This window comes from Lentzea sp. NPDC042327, from assembly GCF_040647275.1.
Classification (GTDB): domain Bacteria; phylum Actinomycetota; class Actinomycetes; order Mycobacteriales; family Pseudonocardiaceae; genus Lentzea.
Map to the genome: position 1 here is coordinate 18364 of NZ_JBEZBX010000002.1, position 14603 is coordinate 32966.

A 14603-nucleotide genomic window follows, 5' to 3' on the forward strand; every position below is an offset into this window, starting at 1 on the left:
CCGGGGTGTGGCGCAGCTTGGTAGCGCGCTTCGTTCGGGACGAAGAGGTCGCAGGTTCAAATCCTGTCACCCCGATGAAGATAGATACAGGTCAGCCCCTGTCCACAGCAGACGTGGACAGGGGCTGATTTGTGCTTCAGGGCCTCTCCTAAACGGTTTGGGAGAAATTTGGGAGAACAACTCTCCAAGAGGTCACTTCGGTGGGGCGCGGAAGCATCTTGAGAGGCGCTCAGTAAGCGTCGTGAACCGTAAGGCCCATCAGCCTGCTCATCGACGGGCCGTACGGCCGCACCTGGGCCCCACAGCGCGGGACCCAAGCTAGAAGATCGCTCCCTGACCGTGCGCTGGTGGCTGCTCGACCGAGAGCCCAGGAATCATGTCAGCGATCTTCAAAATCCCGCCGTCCCACGTGTAGAGCTTGGGACACTTCCACGCCAGAGCCACCGCAACAACGCAGGCGTCGGCGCCCTTCAGGTTGTGATCCGTCGCCAGACGTGCGGCCTGTCCTGCAACGCGTTCGGTGATGTCAGCGACGAGGTACTCGCTGTCTTTGATCCACTGCTGTGCGAGCGCGATCCTCCGCTTGCGCTCGGCCGCTCCGCCCTCATCACCTCGTATCTGGCCAGCGCCAGCGATCTCAGCGATCACCAGAGCTGGCAACAGAACGCGGTGCTGCTGGCCGTCGAGACGAAGGATCTGGACGGACCTGGCGTGCCGATCTGTGTCGGTGGGAGCAAGCACATCGACGATCACGCAGCTGTCGACCACCACGAGCGGTGGTGGTGGTTTAGCCACGCTGCCGCCCAACCCAATCCACGGCGTCCATTCCTTCTGTCCAGTCAGAACCGAACAAGCCGATCACGTCGTCCAGAGATACCCGCGACTCGGGAGTCTCTAGCGAGGTCAGACCTTCCAGGGCGATGGACTCGACCTGGTCGTGAATGTTTCGCGTGACTCGGCCCCAGGCTTCGACTTCCTGGTCCAACGCGCCCCGCACGTCGGCCGCTAGCGCACTCGGGAAGGTGACGGTCACGATCTTGCCGGTTCGGTAGTCGCGGAGCGCGGCTGTGTGCTGGTGGCCGTTGTACCGGTACAACTCGCCACGAACAGAGCCAAGCGAAGGCGCTGGAGGTTCGATGCTCTCTCGCGCGTGCAGCGCCAGCTGCTCATCGAGCGGCGCAAGCGCGTCATCGATCTGTAGCCAGATCCCTTCAACACCTGCACGTTTCCGTACCTGGTCGAGCTCCAAGAGGCCGGCCACAGTCTCGATCGACCAGCCTCGCGGAACCACGGCCTCATGGAACAGATCCCGAAGCCCATCGCGCATCACGCCAGCAACGCGCTCTGAAGCTCGGATTCCGATCTTGGCGCTACCTACGGAAAGGCTGCTGATAGCGAGCGGTGTCGGCTCATCCTGCGGAAGGCTCCGGAGGACCTTGTCCAACGCAACGATCGCTTCGGCGACTGCACGAGGGTCGATCTGTCCGTGCGGACCCTTCAATTCCAGATTGATCACAGCTCCGTCTTCTGCTGCCTCTGATCCCACGTTGACCTCCCCTCAGCTTCCGCATCCTCATGTCCAGGATGGCACCACTACAGGCCGGTGAACCTATCGATACGTGCACGCACGTTTGTTACTTCGGCCACCGGATCACTCAGACGGGCTATCTACTGCACGGTCCTGGCCACAGTGTCGTCCGCCCAGCCTGGTTGGACAACCTCCCTTTCATGATCGAAAAGCAAGCCCTACGGCAACAGCAGCGCGCCATAGGGAGCCAACGGCCCTGATCTTCAAAGTGAAGGTTCCAGCAGGTCAGGGTCGTCTTGTTGCGTCCGACGTCAGCACGCGCCCTACCGTCACAGAAATCCTGTCGATTCCCCCAAAGGCGTGAAGCGACGGCCTCAAGTGGTCCTGAGAAGCTTGCCAAGCGCCACAATCGGAGACCTAGGGTTCATCGCCCGTCGTAGCTCCAACGCCTCCTTCCAGACCTCTGTGAGGTCCGCCATGAGCCGATCCCGCATCGTCTGCGTCACGTGCGAGTGCGCCCCCGCACGGTGCTGTCCAGATGCCCCATGCGCTCGTCCTGGAGCGGCCTGGGCACTCCGAGCTCCACGAGCAGCGTCTTGTGCGTGTGGCAAAGACCGTGCGGCGTGAGGCTGGCCGCCACAGGCAGCCACCTTGCGTTCGCACGAGCTCTCGGCGCCGACCGCCGGCGGCTGCTGCGGGCCTCGCTGGGACACGGTCTGATGCGCAGAGTCGAAGGTCCCGCACTTCCCGGAAAAAAGTAGTGACTCCACGCTCAAACATCACACGATCGGGCGACACGTATCGACACGGACGGCCGCAGCAGTCACCGTGAGTTCACGGTCACAGCGCCATCGTTCCAGGTCAAACATGCGGAACGGCCACGTAGCGTTAGCCCCTACGAGTGAAGGTTGACGATTCAAGTCACGTTGCGTAACAGGCGCCAAGATCGACGCGACAAGCTGGACGACGTGTTCGGCACTTGTTGAACAAATCGGGAGACGCTCCATGAACTCCGCCACCGCTGCGAAACCCCTTCACAAGTCGTGGCTCGTCGTAGCCGCCAAGACCGTTGTCGTGCTGCAAGCGCTGGCGATCGTGTACCTGCTGACGTCGGTGTGGGTGACCGTCGCCGTCGTCGCCGCTGTCGTCGTCGTGTTCGCGGCGGTCAAGGCGCTCGGCCGGGCGTCGAAGCAGGTCGACCGGATCTTCGAGGAAGAGCTCGGCTGAGCCGTGGGACCGGCGCTAGCTGAGGAACCCCCGCGCGGGCAGTCCCTCGGGGAACCGCTCCAGCGCCACGCCCGCCGCGGCGGCCAGCGCCTCCAGTGTCGACGTCTCCGACTCGGACGCGGTGTGCGGCACCGCCCAGTAGCACCCGGTCGCCCCGATGGGCAGCGGCCGCAGGATCGGCGTCACGACCAGGCTCCGCACGAACGTCGGCCGGTACGCCTCCTGCGGGATGCGCGCGTCGAACCGGATGTCGGTGATCACGACGGTCTTGCGGTTCAGCATCGCCCAGCCGCTGATGCAGTTCGCGGCGGGGAAGCGCTGGCCCTTCCACAACGGGCTCATCGAGTCCTCGTCCGCGTAGTAGCAGAGGTCGCCGTCCAGCAGCACGAGGGTCGCGCCGTGGGAGCGCAGCAGCGAACGGGCCGTCGTGCGGACGATCCGCTGCACTTCCTCCAACGAGGTCGCCTGGTCGAGCAGCTCCGTCGTGTCGGGCATTCGTCAACGTTAACGCGCACGAAGCCGCGCAGCCAGGGATTCCGGTCCCGCCGGACCGCCCCTGACCTAGTGTTGGGTTGTGACGACGCACCCCGCTCCAGAGGTTCCGGACCAGCTCTTCGACGACCCCGCCGCGGAGACCACGTGGCGCGAACGGTTCACCGCACCCCGGATGAGCCTGCCCGGCTGGGCCGATGACGCACCCGACCGCGCGCTGTACCTGTCCAACGCGAGCGGGGTGTGGGAGATCTACTGCTGGGACCGCGCCACCGACGAGCACCGCAGGGTCACCGACCGCCCGAACGGCACGTCGCACGGCACGCTGAACCCGGACGGCACCGAGATCTGGTGGTTCGACGACCACGACGGCGACGAGTTCGGCGTCTGGGTGCGCGAGCCGTTCCACGCCGACGGCAGCAAGGCCGAGCCCGCCGTGGAGGGCGTGACCGCCGGCTACCCGGCGGGGCTGGAGATCGGCCGCGAGCTCACGGCCGTCGCCGCATCGACCGACGACGGCACCACCGTCTGGCTGGCCCGCGGCGACCGCACCGAGGTGGTCTACCGCAACGAGAACGACGCCGGTGTCACCGCGCTCGCCAAGGACGAGTCGCTGGTCGCCATCGCGCACTCCGAGCACGGCGACAACCGGCACATGGCGTTGCGCGTGCTCTCCACCGCGGACGGTTCCACCGCGGCCGAGAAGTGGGACGGCAAGGGCAAGGGCCTCGACGCCGTCTCGTTCAGCCCGGTCCGCGGCGACCAGCGCCTGCTCGTGCTGCACGAGCGCCGCGGTCGCGAGGAGCTGCTCGTGTGGGACGTCGCCGCCGACACCGAGCAGGAGATCGTCCTCGACCTGCCGGGCGAGGTCGCGGCCGACTGGTACCCGGACGCCTCGGCGTTGCTGATCGTCCACACGCACCACGCGCGCAACACCGTGCACCGCTACGACCTCACGACCGGTGAGCTGTCCACCCTGGACACCGCGCCCGGTGTGATCGGCTCGGCCGGCGTGCGCCCCGACGGCACCGTCGAGTACTCCTGGTCGTCCGCGTCGAACTCGACCGTGATCCGCGCGCTGTCGGCCGACGGCACCGAACGCGTCCTCGTCGAACCCGCCGGCTCCCGCCCGGCCACGTCGCAGCCGCTGGAGGACGTGTTCGTCGGCGACGTCCACGCGCTGGTCTCCCGCCCGGCGGGGGAGGGCCCGTTCCCGACCGTCTTCATGGTCCACGGCGGCCCGCACTCCTCCGACGAGGACCGCTTCTCCGCCTACCGGGCCGTGTGGCTCGACGCGGGCTTCGCGATCGTCCACGTGAACTACCGCGGCTCCACCGGGTACGGCTCGAAGTGGCGCGACGCCATCGAGGGCCGCCCCGGTCTCACCGAGCTGGAGGACATCGCCGCCGTCCACGACTGGGCCGTCGAGTCCGGTCTGGCCGACCCGGCGCGGGTCGTGCTGAACGGCGCCTCCTGGGGCGGCTACCTGACGCTGCTCGGCCTCGGCACCCAGCCGGAGCGCTGGGCCGTCGGCATCGCGGGCGTCCCGGTGGCCGACTACCTCGCCGCCTACGAGGACGAGATGGAACCGCTGCGCGCCTTCGACCGCGCGCTCTTCGGCGGCTCCCCGGAGGACCTGCCCGACCTGTACCGCGAGTGCTCGCCGCTCACCTACGTCGACCGGGTCACCGCACCGGTGCTGGTCCTCGCGGGCGAGAACGACCCCCGCTGTCCGATCAGGCAGATCGACAACTACCTCGACGCCCTCGCGGAGCGCGGCCACACCTACGAGATGTACCGCTACGACGCGGGCCACGGCTCGCTGGTGGTCGCCGAGACCATGCGCCAGACGGCCGCTGAGGTGGACTTCGCCCGCCGCCACCTGGCGGGGTAGCCGCGGAACGGGGCCCTCCCGCCACGGTGGGAGGGCCCCGCCCGGGCCGGGAAATCACCTTGCCCGCGGGGTGACGATGTGGGGGTGAACCTCGCCCCCTTCCGGACCGTCCTCGCGCTGCCCGGTGTGCGGTCGCTGATGCTGCTGGTGCTGCTCGCGCGGATCGCCCCGACGGCGGCGGGTGTCACGGTGACGCTGCACGTCGTGACCTCGCTCGACAAGGGGTACGCGGCGGCGGGTGCCGTCGGGTTCGCGACCATGGTCGGCATCGGGCTCGGGTCGCCGCTGATGGGGCGGTTGATCGACCTGAGGGGTCTGCGGACCACCCTGGCCGTCAGCGCGGTCGTCGAGGGCGCGTTCTGGCTGACCGCGCCGATGATGAGCTACTCCCTGCTGCTGCCGCTGGCGTTCGCCAACGGGTTGTTCTCGGTGCCGGTGATGTCGATCGGCCGGCAGGCCCTCACGGCACTGGTGCCGGAACCGCAGCGCAGGCCCGCGTTCTCCCTCGACTCGATCTCCGTCGAGCTGTCGTTCATGGTCGGGCCGGCGGCGGGCGTGCTGCTCGCGACGAAGTTCTCGACCGGCCTGGCGCTCGTCTCCGTCGGCGTGGCGATCGTGCTCGCCTGCGTGCTGCTGTACGTGGTGAACCCGCCGCTGGTGCACGAGGACGAGGTGAGCGCGGAGCCGGCGCCGCGCTGGCAGGAGTGGCTGCGCGGGCCGATGGTCGCGGCGCTGATCATCCCGTTCGGGGCGACGATGGTGCTGTCGGGCATGGAGCTCGCCGCCATCGCCAGCCTGGAGCACGCCGGCCGGCAGAGCTGGCTCGGCGTGCTCTTCGTGGTGATGTGCGCGGCGTCGGCGTTCGGCGGGCTCGTCTACGGCGGTCTGCGGCGCGTGCCGGGAGGCGTGGTCCTGCTCGCGGGCATGGCGGTGCTGGAGCTGCCGGTGGGTCTCGGCGACGGCAACGTGGCGCTGCTGGCCCTCGCGCTGGTCCCGATGAACCTGCTGTGCGCGCCCACGATCGCCGCGTCGAGCGAGCAGATCAGCAAGCTCGCGCCCCCGTCCGCGCGCGGCGTGGCACTCGGCCTGCAGGGCTCGGCGTTCACGTTCGGGGTCGCGGCGGGACAACCGCTCGCGGGCCTCGCCGTGGACCACAGCGGGCCCGCGCTCGGGTTCGTCGTCGCGGGGCTGGCCGGACTGGTGGTCGCCGGTGTCGGCTGGCTGCTGAGCAGGCAGCGGACCGGCGACCGCGGTCAGGCCGTCTCGGCCACGTCCTGAGCGGAGTTCGCGAGGGCCAGGCCGGTCCGCAGCGCTCCGACGGCCTCCGACACGGCCTCGCGGAAGATCCCGCCGACGCCGAGCACGTTCGCGAAGCCGTGGAACAACCCCTCGTGCCGGCGCAGGACCACCGGAACGCCCTCGGCGGCCAGTCGTTCGGCGAACGCCTCGCCCTCGTCGCGCAACGGGTCGTAGCCCGCGGTCGCGACGTAGGTCGGCGGCAGCCCGGACAGGTCGTCGGCCAGCATGATCGACAGGCGCGGGTCGTGCCGGTCGCGGCCGCCGGAGCTGTACTGGTCGAGGAACCAGTCCATCTTCTCGTCGGTCAGGAAGAACCCGTTGCCGAAGACCTCCCGCGACCGGCGCCGCACCGACGCGTCCACGCCGGGGTAGAAGAGCAGCAGGAACGCCACGTCGACCTCGGCGCCGTGCGCGGTCACCGCGGCCAGGTTGCCGCCCGCGCTGTCCCCGCCGAGCGCGATCCGGCGCGGGTCGACGCCCAGGTCCTCCGCCTTGGCCACGGCGTAGCGCAGCACCTCGGACGCGTCGTCGGCCGCCGCGGGGAACGGGTGCTCCGGCGCGAGCCGGTAGTCCGCGGCCAGCACCCGCACGCCCGCCTCCCGCGCGAGGAACCGGCACAGGTTGTCGTGGCTCTCCAGGCTGCCGGTCACCCAGCCGCCACCGTGGTAGAAGATCAACAACGCGGAGCCGGGAGCCAGCCCGGCTGGCGTGTAGAGCCGCCCGGCGAACTCCCCGATCGCGAGGTCGCGGGTATCCACACCGGTGATCTTCCGACCGGAGACGAGCTTCGAACTCAACTCCAGGTCTAGTCGGCTCTCCGATGCTGTCCTCGTGCGCCACCCGGTGCCGGACAGCTGCTGGAGGCGCAGCAGCAACTGGGCCTCGGGGTGCAGGTCCTGACCGTCCAGCCGGATCGGGCGGCCGGCGATCAGGCGGCGCACGGGAGCGGGCAGACCGAACGCGAAGCGCAGGGCGCCGGCCAGGACGCCGGCCCGGAAGTTCGACATGTGGTGCACGTTACTCGCGAGTAGTGCTGGATCTCCAGGTATCTGGAGGTGGAAGGATCGACGTCATGACGGTGACGGTGGTGGGCATCGGCGGCTCGATCAGGTCCGACTCGCAGTCCGAGCGGGCGCTGAGGGTCGCACTCGAGGGTGCCCGCGAGCTCGGCGCGCGGACCATCCAGTACAGCGGCCCCGAGCTGGTGCTGCCGTTCTACGACCCGTCCGTGCCGGAACGCACGGACATCGCGAGGAAGATGGTCGAGGACCTGCGCAGGGCCGACGGCGTGATCCTCGTGTCGCCCGGCTACCACGGCACGGTCTCCGGCCTGGTCAAGAACGCCCTCGACTACATCGAGGACCTGCGCGACGACGACCGCCCCTACCTCGACGGCCGCGCGGTCGGCACGATCACCGCCGCCTACGGCTGGCAGGCCGCGGTCAACACGCTCGCGGCGGTCCGCTCGATCGTGCATGCGCTGCGCGGGTGGCCCACGCCGCTGGGCGCCGCGATCAACTCCGCGCAGGTCAAGTTCGACGGCGACGGCTCCTGCTCGGACTCCGACGTCGACCGGAACCTGCGGGTCATCGGCCGCCAGGTCGTCGAGTTCGCGCTGCGCCACGCGTCACCCGTTGACGTGAACTGAGTCACCATCGGGCAGATAAGTCGTGCGCGATGCGTTCTCCCCGGTGGAAGCAACGTCCACTGACTCAAGGGAGAGCGGAATGGAAGCGCTGTACACGGCTGAGGCGACTGCTTACGGCGAAGGCCGCAACGGCGAGGTGCGCTCCTCCGACGGTGTGATCGACGAGGTCCTGTCGGTCCCGAAGGAGATGGGCGGCCCCGGCGGGGACGCGACCAACCCGGAGCAGCTCTTCGCGGCCGGGTACTCGGCGTGCTTCAACTCCGCCATCGCAGCCGTCGCGCGCGCCGGGAAGGTTCAAGTTGCGTCCTCCGAGGTAACCGCCAAGGTGGGTATCGGATCCAACGGGGCCGGCGGCTTCCAGCTCGCCGTCGAGCTCGCGGTGAAGATCCCCGGACTCGACCAGGCGGTCGCGGAGAAGCTCGTCGAGCAGGCCCACCAGGTCTGCCCGTACTCGAACGCGACGCGCGGCAACATCGAGGTGGCGCTCACCGTCACCGTCTGAGGAGGCGCGTTCAACAATGGCCAAGAACCCGATCACCAGCCCGCTCCCCGACGCCGACCGTGACGCCGTGGGGGCAGTGCTGCAGGCAACGCTCGTCGACCTCGTCGACCTGTCCCTGATCGGGAAGCAGGCGCACTGGAACGTGATCGGCAAGAACTTCCGCAGCGTCCACCTGCAGCTCGACGAGCTGGTCACCGCGGCGCGCACCGCCGCGGACCAGGTCGCCGAACGCGCGGCCGCTCTCGGCGTCACCCCGAACGGCACGGCGAGGACCATCGCCGAGTCGTCCGGCGTGCCCGAGATCGAGACCGGCTGGCTGAAGGAGGACCAGGTCGTCACGGCGATCACCAACTCCCTGGGCAAGCTCATCGCCCGCATGCGCTCCCGCATCGACGAGACCGACAAGCCGGACCTCGTCACCCAGGACCTGCTGATCGGCATCACGCAGGAGCTGGAGCAGGCGCACTGGATGTGGCAGGCCCAGTCCGCCTAGGACGCAGCCGGACGAAGACGACCAGGGCCCTCCCGCTCGAACGGCGGGAGGGCCCTGTCGGCTACCTGCGGGGTGGTCCACCCGGCTCGGTGGGCAGGGTGATCGGCGGCCCCGGGTTCGGGTCACCGGGACTCGGCGGCTGACCGCTCGTCGGTTCGGTCGGCACCGGCGGCGGCACGTAGCCGGACGAGACCGACAACGTGATCACCGTGCCGCGCAACGCGTTGCCGCGCGGCGACTGGCTGACGACGGTGCCCTTGGACTGCTCGGAGTTGACGGTCTGCTGGCTCGTCTTGTAGCCCGCCTGCTCCAGCACCCGCACCGCGTCGTTGACCTGGCGGCCGACGACGTCCGGGATCTGGATCTCGCGGCCGCCCTTGAGGTAGCGCTGCTCGACCGGCGCGAGCTGCGACACCGGCAGGTCGCCGTGGACCTTCGACATCGTGTCGAACCACGTGCGGGCCGGGACGGTGCCGCCGAAGATGTTGCCGTTGCCGCACAGGCGGGGTGCGCCGCCGACGCAGATCGGGCGCGGCGCGGTGCCGTCGTTGAACGTCTGCACCGCACCGGCGAAGTCCGGGGTCGCGCCGATGAACGCGGCCGACTTGTACTCCTCGGTGGTGCCGGTCTTGCCGATCATCGGGCGGGTCCACTTGAACGCGCGGGCGGCGGCCGCGGCCGTGCCGTTGCCCAGGTCGTCCTTGCTCATGCCCATCGCCAGGCCGTTGGCCAGGCCCTCGTTGACGACCTGCTCGCACGGCGCCTCGTTGACCGGCACGGGCTTGCCGTTGCGGTCGAGCACCTTCGCGAGCGGGGTCGGCGGGCACCACTTGCCGCCGGACACGATGGTCGCGGCGACGTTCGCGAGCTCCAGGGTGGACACCGGGGCGGGCGAGAGGGTGAACGAGGCGTTGCCGCCGTTCTGCTTGTAGAACTCGGTCTGCGAGATGCGGTTCTGCTTGTCCTTGGCCTTCGGGTCCGGCCGCATGCCCTGCAGGTTCGTCGCCATCGTGTCGCGCATGCCCAGCCGCGACGCCATGTCGACCACGGCGTCCATGCCGGTCTGCTCCTCGAGGATCACGAAGCCGGTGTTCGGCGAGGTCTGCAACGCCTGCTGCAACGACATCGACGACGGGTAGCTCGAGTCGAAGTTCGACAGGCAGTACCAGCGGGTGCTGGGCTCGCCGGTGCTCGGGCAGCGCTGGGCACCGCCCTTGAAGACCCGCGAGGTGTAGGACGTCGGCGTCGCGATGGTGTTCTCGATGCCCAGGCCCTTCTCCAGCGCCGCGGCGGCGGTGAAGACCTTGTAGACGGAGCCGGCGCCGAACTTGTTCTCCACGCCGCTGGGCAGGTCGAACGTCGTCTGGTTCAGGTCGGCCTTCAGGCCGTAGTCGCGGTTGGCCACCAGCGCGAGCACGTCGTGGCGCTCCTTGCCGGGCTTCACGACGGCCATGGTGTTCGCGATCCCGGGCGTGCCCTTGGCGACCCCCGCCTCCGCCGCCGCCTTGGCCTGCGCGGTGATCCCTCTGTCCAAAGTGGTCTGGACGGTGTAGCCGCCGGTGCGCAGCTGTTCTTCGCTGAAACCCGCGCGTTGCAGGTAGTTCACGACGTAGGAACAGAAGAAGCCGTTTTCCGGTCCGGCGCCCACACAACCGTTCGGCGGGGTGCGCACCGGGTTCGCCAGGCCGAGGCCTTCCTTCTTCGCCGCCTCACCCGCGTCGCGCGACAGCTTGTCGTTCTCGACCATCCTGTCGATCACTTTGTTGCGCCGCTCCAGCGCTTTGTCCGGATACGCTTCGGGGTCGAGCGCTGACGGGCTGTTGACCATTCCGGCGAGCATCGCGGCCTGGGGAACCGTCAACTTGTCGGGCGTGGTGTTGAAGTAGGCCTGGGCGGCCGCCGCGATCCCGTAAATGGTCGAACCAAATGGGACGACGTTGAGGTAGCGGGCGAGGATCTCCTCCTTGCCCAGCTTCCGCTCCAGCTGCAGGGAGATCCGGGCCTCGCGCATCTTGCGCGCGATGGTCTGCTCCTGCGCCTTGGCCTGCTCCAGCTTGTTGTTCCGCGCCACGACGTGGACCAGGTAGTTCTTGACGTACTGCTGGGTCAGCGTGGACGCGCCCTGCGTCACGGCGCCGCTGACCTGGTTCGTCAGACCGGCGCGGATGGTGCCCTTCCAGTCCACGCCCTGGTGCTCGTAGAACCGGCGGTCCTCGACCGAGATCAGCGCCGCCTTCATGGTCGGCGAGATCTTCTCGGGCGGTGTCAGGACTCTGTACTGGTCGTACAGGTAGGCGATCGGGGCGCCCTCCCTGTCGGTGACCGTCGTGATCAGCGGTGGGTCCGTGGTCACGAGGTCGGCGGAGATGCTGTCCACGGTGTCGCTGGCCCGGTTCGACACCAGACCGGTCGCGCCCACGACTGGGAACAGCATGCCGGCGAGGAGAACCCCAGCCAGCAGGCACAGGCCGAGCATCTTGAGCACGCCATTCCTGACTCGCACGCGCCTCAGCGTACGCCGTACACGAACGGGTGAAGGTGATCAGTAAGGGCCGTTACTCAGCATGAGTAGACATACGCAAGACAGGTAACAGTCGGGTGACCCAGGCTTGGAAGGGGAACCGAACGGCACTACAGTCCGTCAACGTCCAAGGAATGCAGTCGTAGCTCGAACGCTACGGCATCCGTGGCAGGGGTGTGGCGGATTTCCACATTTGGACAGCACTGAGGAGTGGGGGATATGAACCAGGGGGATTGGCGTATCAACGCTTCGTGTCGTGATGAGGAGCCGGATCAGCTCTTCGTGCGCGGTGCGGAGCAGCGCAAGGCGAAGCTCGTGTGCCTCGGTTGTCCGGTGCGCATGGAATGCCTGGCCGAAGCGCTCGACAACAGGATCGAGTTCGGTGTCTGGGGCGGCATGACGGAGCGTGAACGACGCGCTCTCCTGCGTCGCCGTCCCGACGTGACGTCCTGGTACGAATTGCTCGACAATGCGCGCCAGGAACACCACGAGGACACGCGGGTCGGCTAGTTCCGCGGCTCCGCACAAAAGATCAACGAGGCTCTACTCCCCGGCGAGCCGGCGGCCGATCTCGCGCAGGCCGTCGAGGTCGTGCACGTCCGCGGGCAACGCGGGCACGCCGACCAGGGCGACACCGGGGTGGGCACGCGTGAACCGGGCCAGCAGCCGCTTCTCCCGATCGGCGACCGCCACCCGGTCCGCGTGCAGCCGGAGCACCGCCGCCGCGAGCGGCGCCTCACCGGAACGGTCGAGGTCGTCCGCCGCGGCGTGGGCCTTCGCCGCGGGCAGGTCCGCCGCCAGCACGGGGTGGGTCCTGTTCGCGACGAGCCCGCACAACGGCATGTTCTCCGCGCTGAGCCGCTCCACGAAGTAGCTGGCCTCGCGCAGCGCGTCCGGCTCCGCCGCCGCCACCACCACGAAACCGGTGCCCGGCGAGCGGAGCAGCTCGTACGTGCGCTGGGCCCGTTCGCGGAACCCGCCGAACATGCTGTCGAAGGCCTGCACGAACGTCGACGCGTCCTGCAGCAGCTGGCCGCCGACGATCGTCGACACCGCGCGCGTGAACAGGCTGAAACCGGTGCCGACGATCTTCAACAGGCCCCGGCCGCTGGCGCGCGCCGGTGCCGAGAGCATGCGGATGAACCTGCCGTCGAGCACAGTGGACAGCCGCTGCGGCGCGTCCAGGAAGTCGAGCGCCGACCGGCTCGGCGGGGTGTCGACGACGATCAGGTCCCACTCGTCCGCGGCCACCAGCTGGCCCAGCTTCTCCATCGCCATGTACTCCTGCGTGCCGGAGAACGACGACGAGATGGTCTGGTAGAAGGGGTTCGACAGGATCTGGTCGGCCCGGTCGCGCCCGGCGTGGGTCAGCACCATGTCGTCGAACGTCCGGCGCATGTCCAGCATCATCGCGAACAGCTCGCCCTTGGGCTCGAAGCCGTCGACGACGACCTCGCGCGGGTGGTTGTCGAGCTCCCGCAGCCCGAGCGACTGGGCCAGCCGGCGTGCCGGGTCGATCGTCAGCACCACCACGCGCCGGCCCCGTTCGGCCGCCCGCAGCGCCAGCGCCGCCGCCGTCGTCGTCTTGCCGACACCACCCGACCCGCAGCACACGAGCACGCGCGTGGCCGGGTCGTCGAGCAGCGGGTCGAAGTCGAGCCTGTTCACCGCACACCCGCCGCGACCAGCACCTCGGCCAGCTCGTAGAGCGCGGCCACGTCCACCCCGTCGGTCAGCTCCGGCAGGTCGAGCGTCGGCAGGTCCGACTCGCGCAGCAGCTCCATCGCCTCCTGCTGCGAGCGCACCCGGATGGCGTGCTCGACGGTCTCGTCCACCAGGTCGTCCAGCGTCTCCTCCGCGAGGTCCAGCCCCGCCGCCACGAGCCCGGCGCGCACCCGTGCCGCGTCCACCCTGCCGTCCGCCGCCGCGGGCAGCGACCTGGCCGGCAGCCGCGTCGGCTGCACCCGGTTCACCAGCACCGCGCCGGGCCGCAGGTCCGCGGCGTCCAGCTCGGCGACCGCGTCGAGCGTCTCGCGCACCGGCATCTCCTCCAGCAGCGCGACCAGGTGCACCGCCGTGTCACCGGAGTGCAGCAGCCGCACCACGCCCTCGCTCTGCCCCTTGATCGGCCCGACCTTCGCGAGGTCGGCCATGGCCTTCGTGACGTCCAGGAACTTCACCACCCGGCCGGTCGGCGGCGCGTCCAGCACCACCGCGTCGTAGCAGTGCCTGCCGCCGTCGCCGGTGCGGTTGACCGTCTCCTTCACCTTGCCGGTGAGCAGCACGTCCCGCAGGCCGGGGGCGAGGGTGGTCGCGAACTCGATCGCGCCCATCTTGCGCAGCGTCCGGCCGGCGAAGCCGAGGTTGTAGAACATCGCCAGGTACTCCAGCAGCGCGGCCTCGGCGTCCACGGCGAGCGCGTGCACCTCACCGCCGCCCGGCGCGGACGCGATGCGCTCCTCGGAGTAGGGCAGCGGGGCCCGGTCGAAGAGCTGGGCGATGCCCTGCCTGCCCTCCACCTCCACCAGCAGCACCCGGCGGCCCCCGGTGGCGAGCGCGAGCGCCAGCGCGGCCGCGACCGTGGTCTTCCCGGTGCCGCCCTTGCCGGAGACCACGTGCAGACGGGCTCTGGTCAGCTCCTCGGTCCACGACGTCACCCGTCCAGACTATGTGTGAATCCGGCCGGACGTGGATCGGTCGGTCAATCGACCAGGGTGAGGAAGAGAACGGCCATGGCGGTCGCCGCGACCAACGCCCACGCCACGACCGACGGCAGGAAGAACGCGATGCCCAGCGTGACGAGGGCCACGACCACGAGCCCGATCAGCCCGGCCTGCCGGACCTGCACCCGCTGGCTGTGCTTGCGGTCCCGCACCTGGGCCATGGCGACGAGCACCAGCACCAGCCCGCCCACCGCGAACGCGCCGGTGGCGATGACGCGCCAGGTCTCCATGTGATCAAGGTAGCCCGATCGGCCGGAACCGCGCAGAGGTCGTTCG

General features: G+C 69.2%; 15 protein-coding genes and 1 tRNA gene. 8 read left to right on the top strand and 8 right to left on the bottom strand.

The genetic code is table 11. The features are described from left to right. Position 1 precedes the first annotated feature (1 nt). Positions 2 to 75 (top strand) — tRNA-Pro (locus AB0A63_RS03840). A gap of 243 nt (positions 76 to 318) precedes the next feature. Here AB0A63_RS03840 and AB0A63_RS03845 read toward each other — a convergent pair. Beyond that, positions 319 to 771 carry a PIN domain-containing protein gene (locus AB0A63_RS03845; protein ID WP_360385043.1) on the bottom strand — a complete coding sequence of 151 codons (453 nt, stop codon included), beginning with the start codon at positions 769 to 771 and terminating at the stop codon, positions 319 to 321. 16 nt (positions 772 to 787) lie between these two features. Beyond that, complete coding sequence (locus AB0A63_RS03850) at positions 788 to 1516, bottom strand: hypothetical protein (RefSeq protein ID WP_360385045.1); 729 nt, start codon at positions 1514 to 1516, stop codon at positions 788 to 790. A gap of 1017 nt (positions 1517 to 2533) precedes the next feature. Here AB0A63_RS03850 and AB0A63_RS03855 point away from each other — a divergent pair. After that, the gene (locus AB0A63_RS03855) at positions 2534 to 2755 is read left to right on the top strand and encodes a hypothetical protein (protein WP_360385047.1); all 222 of its coding nucleotides are present in this window, start codon (positions 2534 to 2536) and stop codon (positions 2753 to 2755) included. Between the two features lie 15 nt (positions 2756 to 2770). Here AB0A63_RS03855 and AB0A63_RS03860 read toward each other — a convergent pair whose 3' ends face one another. Then, a complete protein-coding gene (locus AB0A63_RS03860; RefSeq protein WP_360385049.1) occupies positions 2771 to 3250 on the bottom strand; it encodes a GAF domain-containing protein in 480 nt (159 codons plus the stop codon). A gap of 79 nt (positions 3251 to 3329) precedes the next feature. On the opposite strand from AB0A63_RS03860, the gene AB0A63_RS03865 reads away from it, so the two are divergent. Further along, entirely contained in the window at positions 3330 to 5141 is a 1812-nt protein-coding gene (locus AB0A63_RS03865; RefSeq protein WP_360385051.1) for a prolyl oligopeptidase family serine peptidase, read from the top strand. A gap of 84 nt (positions 5142 to 5225) precedes the next feature. Beyond that, entirely contained in the window at positions 5226 to 6419 is a 1194-nt protein-coding gene (locus AB0A63_RS03870; RefSeq protein WP_360385054.1) for an MFS transporter, read from the top strand. Here the strand turns inward: AB0A63_RS03870 and AB0A63_RS03875 are convergent. Continuing rightward, the gene (locus AB0A63_RS03875; protein ID WP_360385056.1) at positions 6395 to 7447 is read right to left on the bottom strand and encodes an alpha/beta hydrolase; all 1053 of its coding nucleotides are present in this window, start codon (positions 7445 to 7447) and stop codon (positions 6395 to 6397) included. The genes AB0A63_RS03870 and AB0A63_RS03875 overlap by 25 nt on opposite strands. A gap of 65 nt (positions 7448 to 7512) precedes the next feature. On the opposite strand from AB0A63_RS03875, the gene AB0A63_RS03880 reads away from it, so the two are divergent. The 3 genes from AB0A63_RS03880 (at position 7513) to AB0A63_RS03890 (ending at position 9083) form a co-directional block, all read left to right on the top strand. Next, complete coding sequence (locus tag AB0A63_RS03880; RefSeq protein WP_360385058.1) at positions 7513 to 8088, top strand: NAD(P)H-dependent oxidoreductase; 576 nt, start codon at positions 7513 to 7515, stop codon at positions 8086 to 8088. Between the two features lie 79 nt (positions 8089 to 8167). Further along, positions 8168 to 8590: an organic hydroperoxide resistance protein gene (locus AB0A63_RS03885; RefSeq protein WP_325512784.1), complete on the top strand. Its 423-nt coding sequence runs from the start codon at positions 8168 to 8170 to the stop codon at positions 8588 to 8590. A 16-nt stretch (positions 8591 to 8606) separates the two neighbouring features. Then, a complete protein-coding gene (locus AB0A63_RS03890; RefSeq protein ID WP_360385060.1) occupies positions 8607 to 9083 on the top strand; it encodes a DNA starvation/stationary phase protection protein in 477 nt (158 codons plus the stop codon). 61 nt (positions 9084 to 9144) lie between these two features. Here the strand turns inward: AB0A63_RS03890 and AB0A63_RS03895 are convergent, their stop codons facing one another. Further along, on the bottom strand, positions 9145 to 11586 hold the full coding sequence (locus AB0A63_RS03895; RefSeq protein WP_360385062.1) for a penicillin-binding protein: 2442 nt from the start codon (positions 11584 to 11586) through the stop codon (positions 9145 to 9147). Between the two features lie 237 nt (positions 11587 to 11823). On the opposite strand from AB0A63_RS03895, the gene AB0A63_RS03900 reads away from it, so the two are divergent. Next, entirely contained in the window at positions 11824 to 12114 is a 291-nt protein-coding gene (locus tag AB0A63_RS03900) for a WhiB family transcriptional regulator (RefSeq protein ID WP_360385064.1), read from the top strand. A 33-nt stretch (positions 12115 to 12147) separates the two neighbouring features. On the opposite strand, the gene AB0A63_RS03905 is transcribed toward AB0A63_RS03900, so the two are convergent. From AB0A63_RS03905 to AB0A63_RS03915, 3 genes are read right to left on the bottom strand one after another with little or no spacing between them, the layout of a single operon-like run. Beyond that, positions 12148 to 13272 (bottom strand): ArsA-related P-loop ATPase, encoded by a 1125-nt coding sequence (locus AB0A63_RS03905; RefSeq protein ID WP_360385066.1) that lies wholly within the window; start codon positions 13270 to 13272, stop codon positions 12148 to 12150. Next, positions 13269 to 14261 carry an ArsA-related P-loop ATPase gene (locus AB0A63_RS03910; RefSeq protein WP_360385068.1) on the bottom strand — a complete coding sequence of 331 codons (993 nt, stop codon included), beginning with the start codon at positions 14259 to 14261 and terminating at the stop codon, positions 13269 to 13271. Before AB0A63_RS03910 ends, AB0A63_RS03905 begins: the two co-directional genes overlap by 4 nt. 44 nt (positions 14262 to 14305) lie before the next feature. Then, positions 14306 to 14557, bottom strand: a complete 252-nt coding sequence (locus AB0A63_RS03915) for a hypothetical protein (RefSeq protein WP_360385070.1) — start codon at positions 14555 to 14557, stop codon at positions 14306 to 14308. Positions 14558 to 14603: the final 46 nt, after the last annotated feature.

Excerpts from the sequence above, each read along its gene's own strand:
- AB0A63_RS03900 (WP_360385064.1), top strand. The coding sequence starts at position 11,824 with ATGAACCAGGGGGATTGGCGTATCAACGCTTCGTGTCGTGATGAGGAG.
- AB0A63_RS03875 (WP_360385056.1), bottom strand. The coding sequence starts at position 7,447 with ATGTCGAACTTCCGGGCCGGCGTCCTGGCCGGCGCCCTGCGCTTCGCG.
- AB0A63_RS03885 (WP_325512784.1), top strand. The coding sequence starts at position 8,168 with ATGGAAGCGCTGTACACGGCTGAGGCGACTGCTTACGGCGAAGGCCGC.
- AB0A63_RS03915 (WP_360385070.1), bottom strand. The coding sequence starts at position 14,557 with ATGGAGACCTGGCGCGTCATCGCCACCGGCGCGTTCGCGGTGGGCGGG.
- AB0A63_RS03860 (WP_360385049.1), bottom strand. The coding sequence starts at position 3,250 with ATGCCCGACACGACGGAGCTGCTCGACCAGGCGACCTCGTTGGAGGAA.
- AB0A63_RS03855 (WP_360385047.1), top strand. The coding sequence starts at position 2,534 with ATGAACTCCGCCACCGCTGCGAAACCCCTTCACAAGTCGTGGCTCGTC.
- AB0A63_RS03880 (WP_360385058.1), top strand. The coding sequence starts at position 7,513 with ATGACGGTGACGGTGGTGGGCATCGGCGGCTCGATCAGGTCCGACTCG.
- AB0A63_RS03890 (WP_360385060.1), top strand. The coding sequence starts at position 8,607 with ATGGCCAAGAACCCGATCACCAGCCCGCTCCCCGACGCCGACCGTGAC.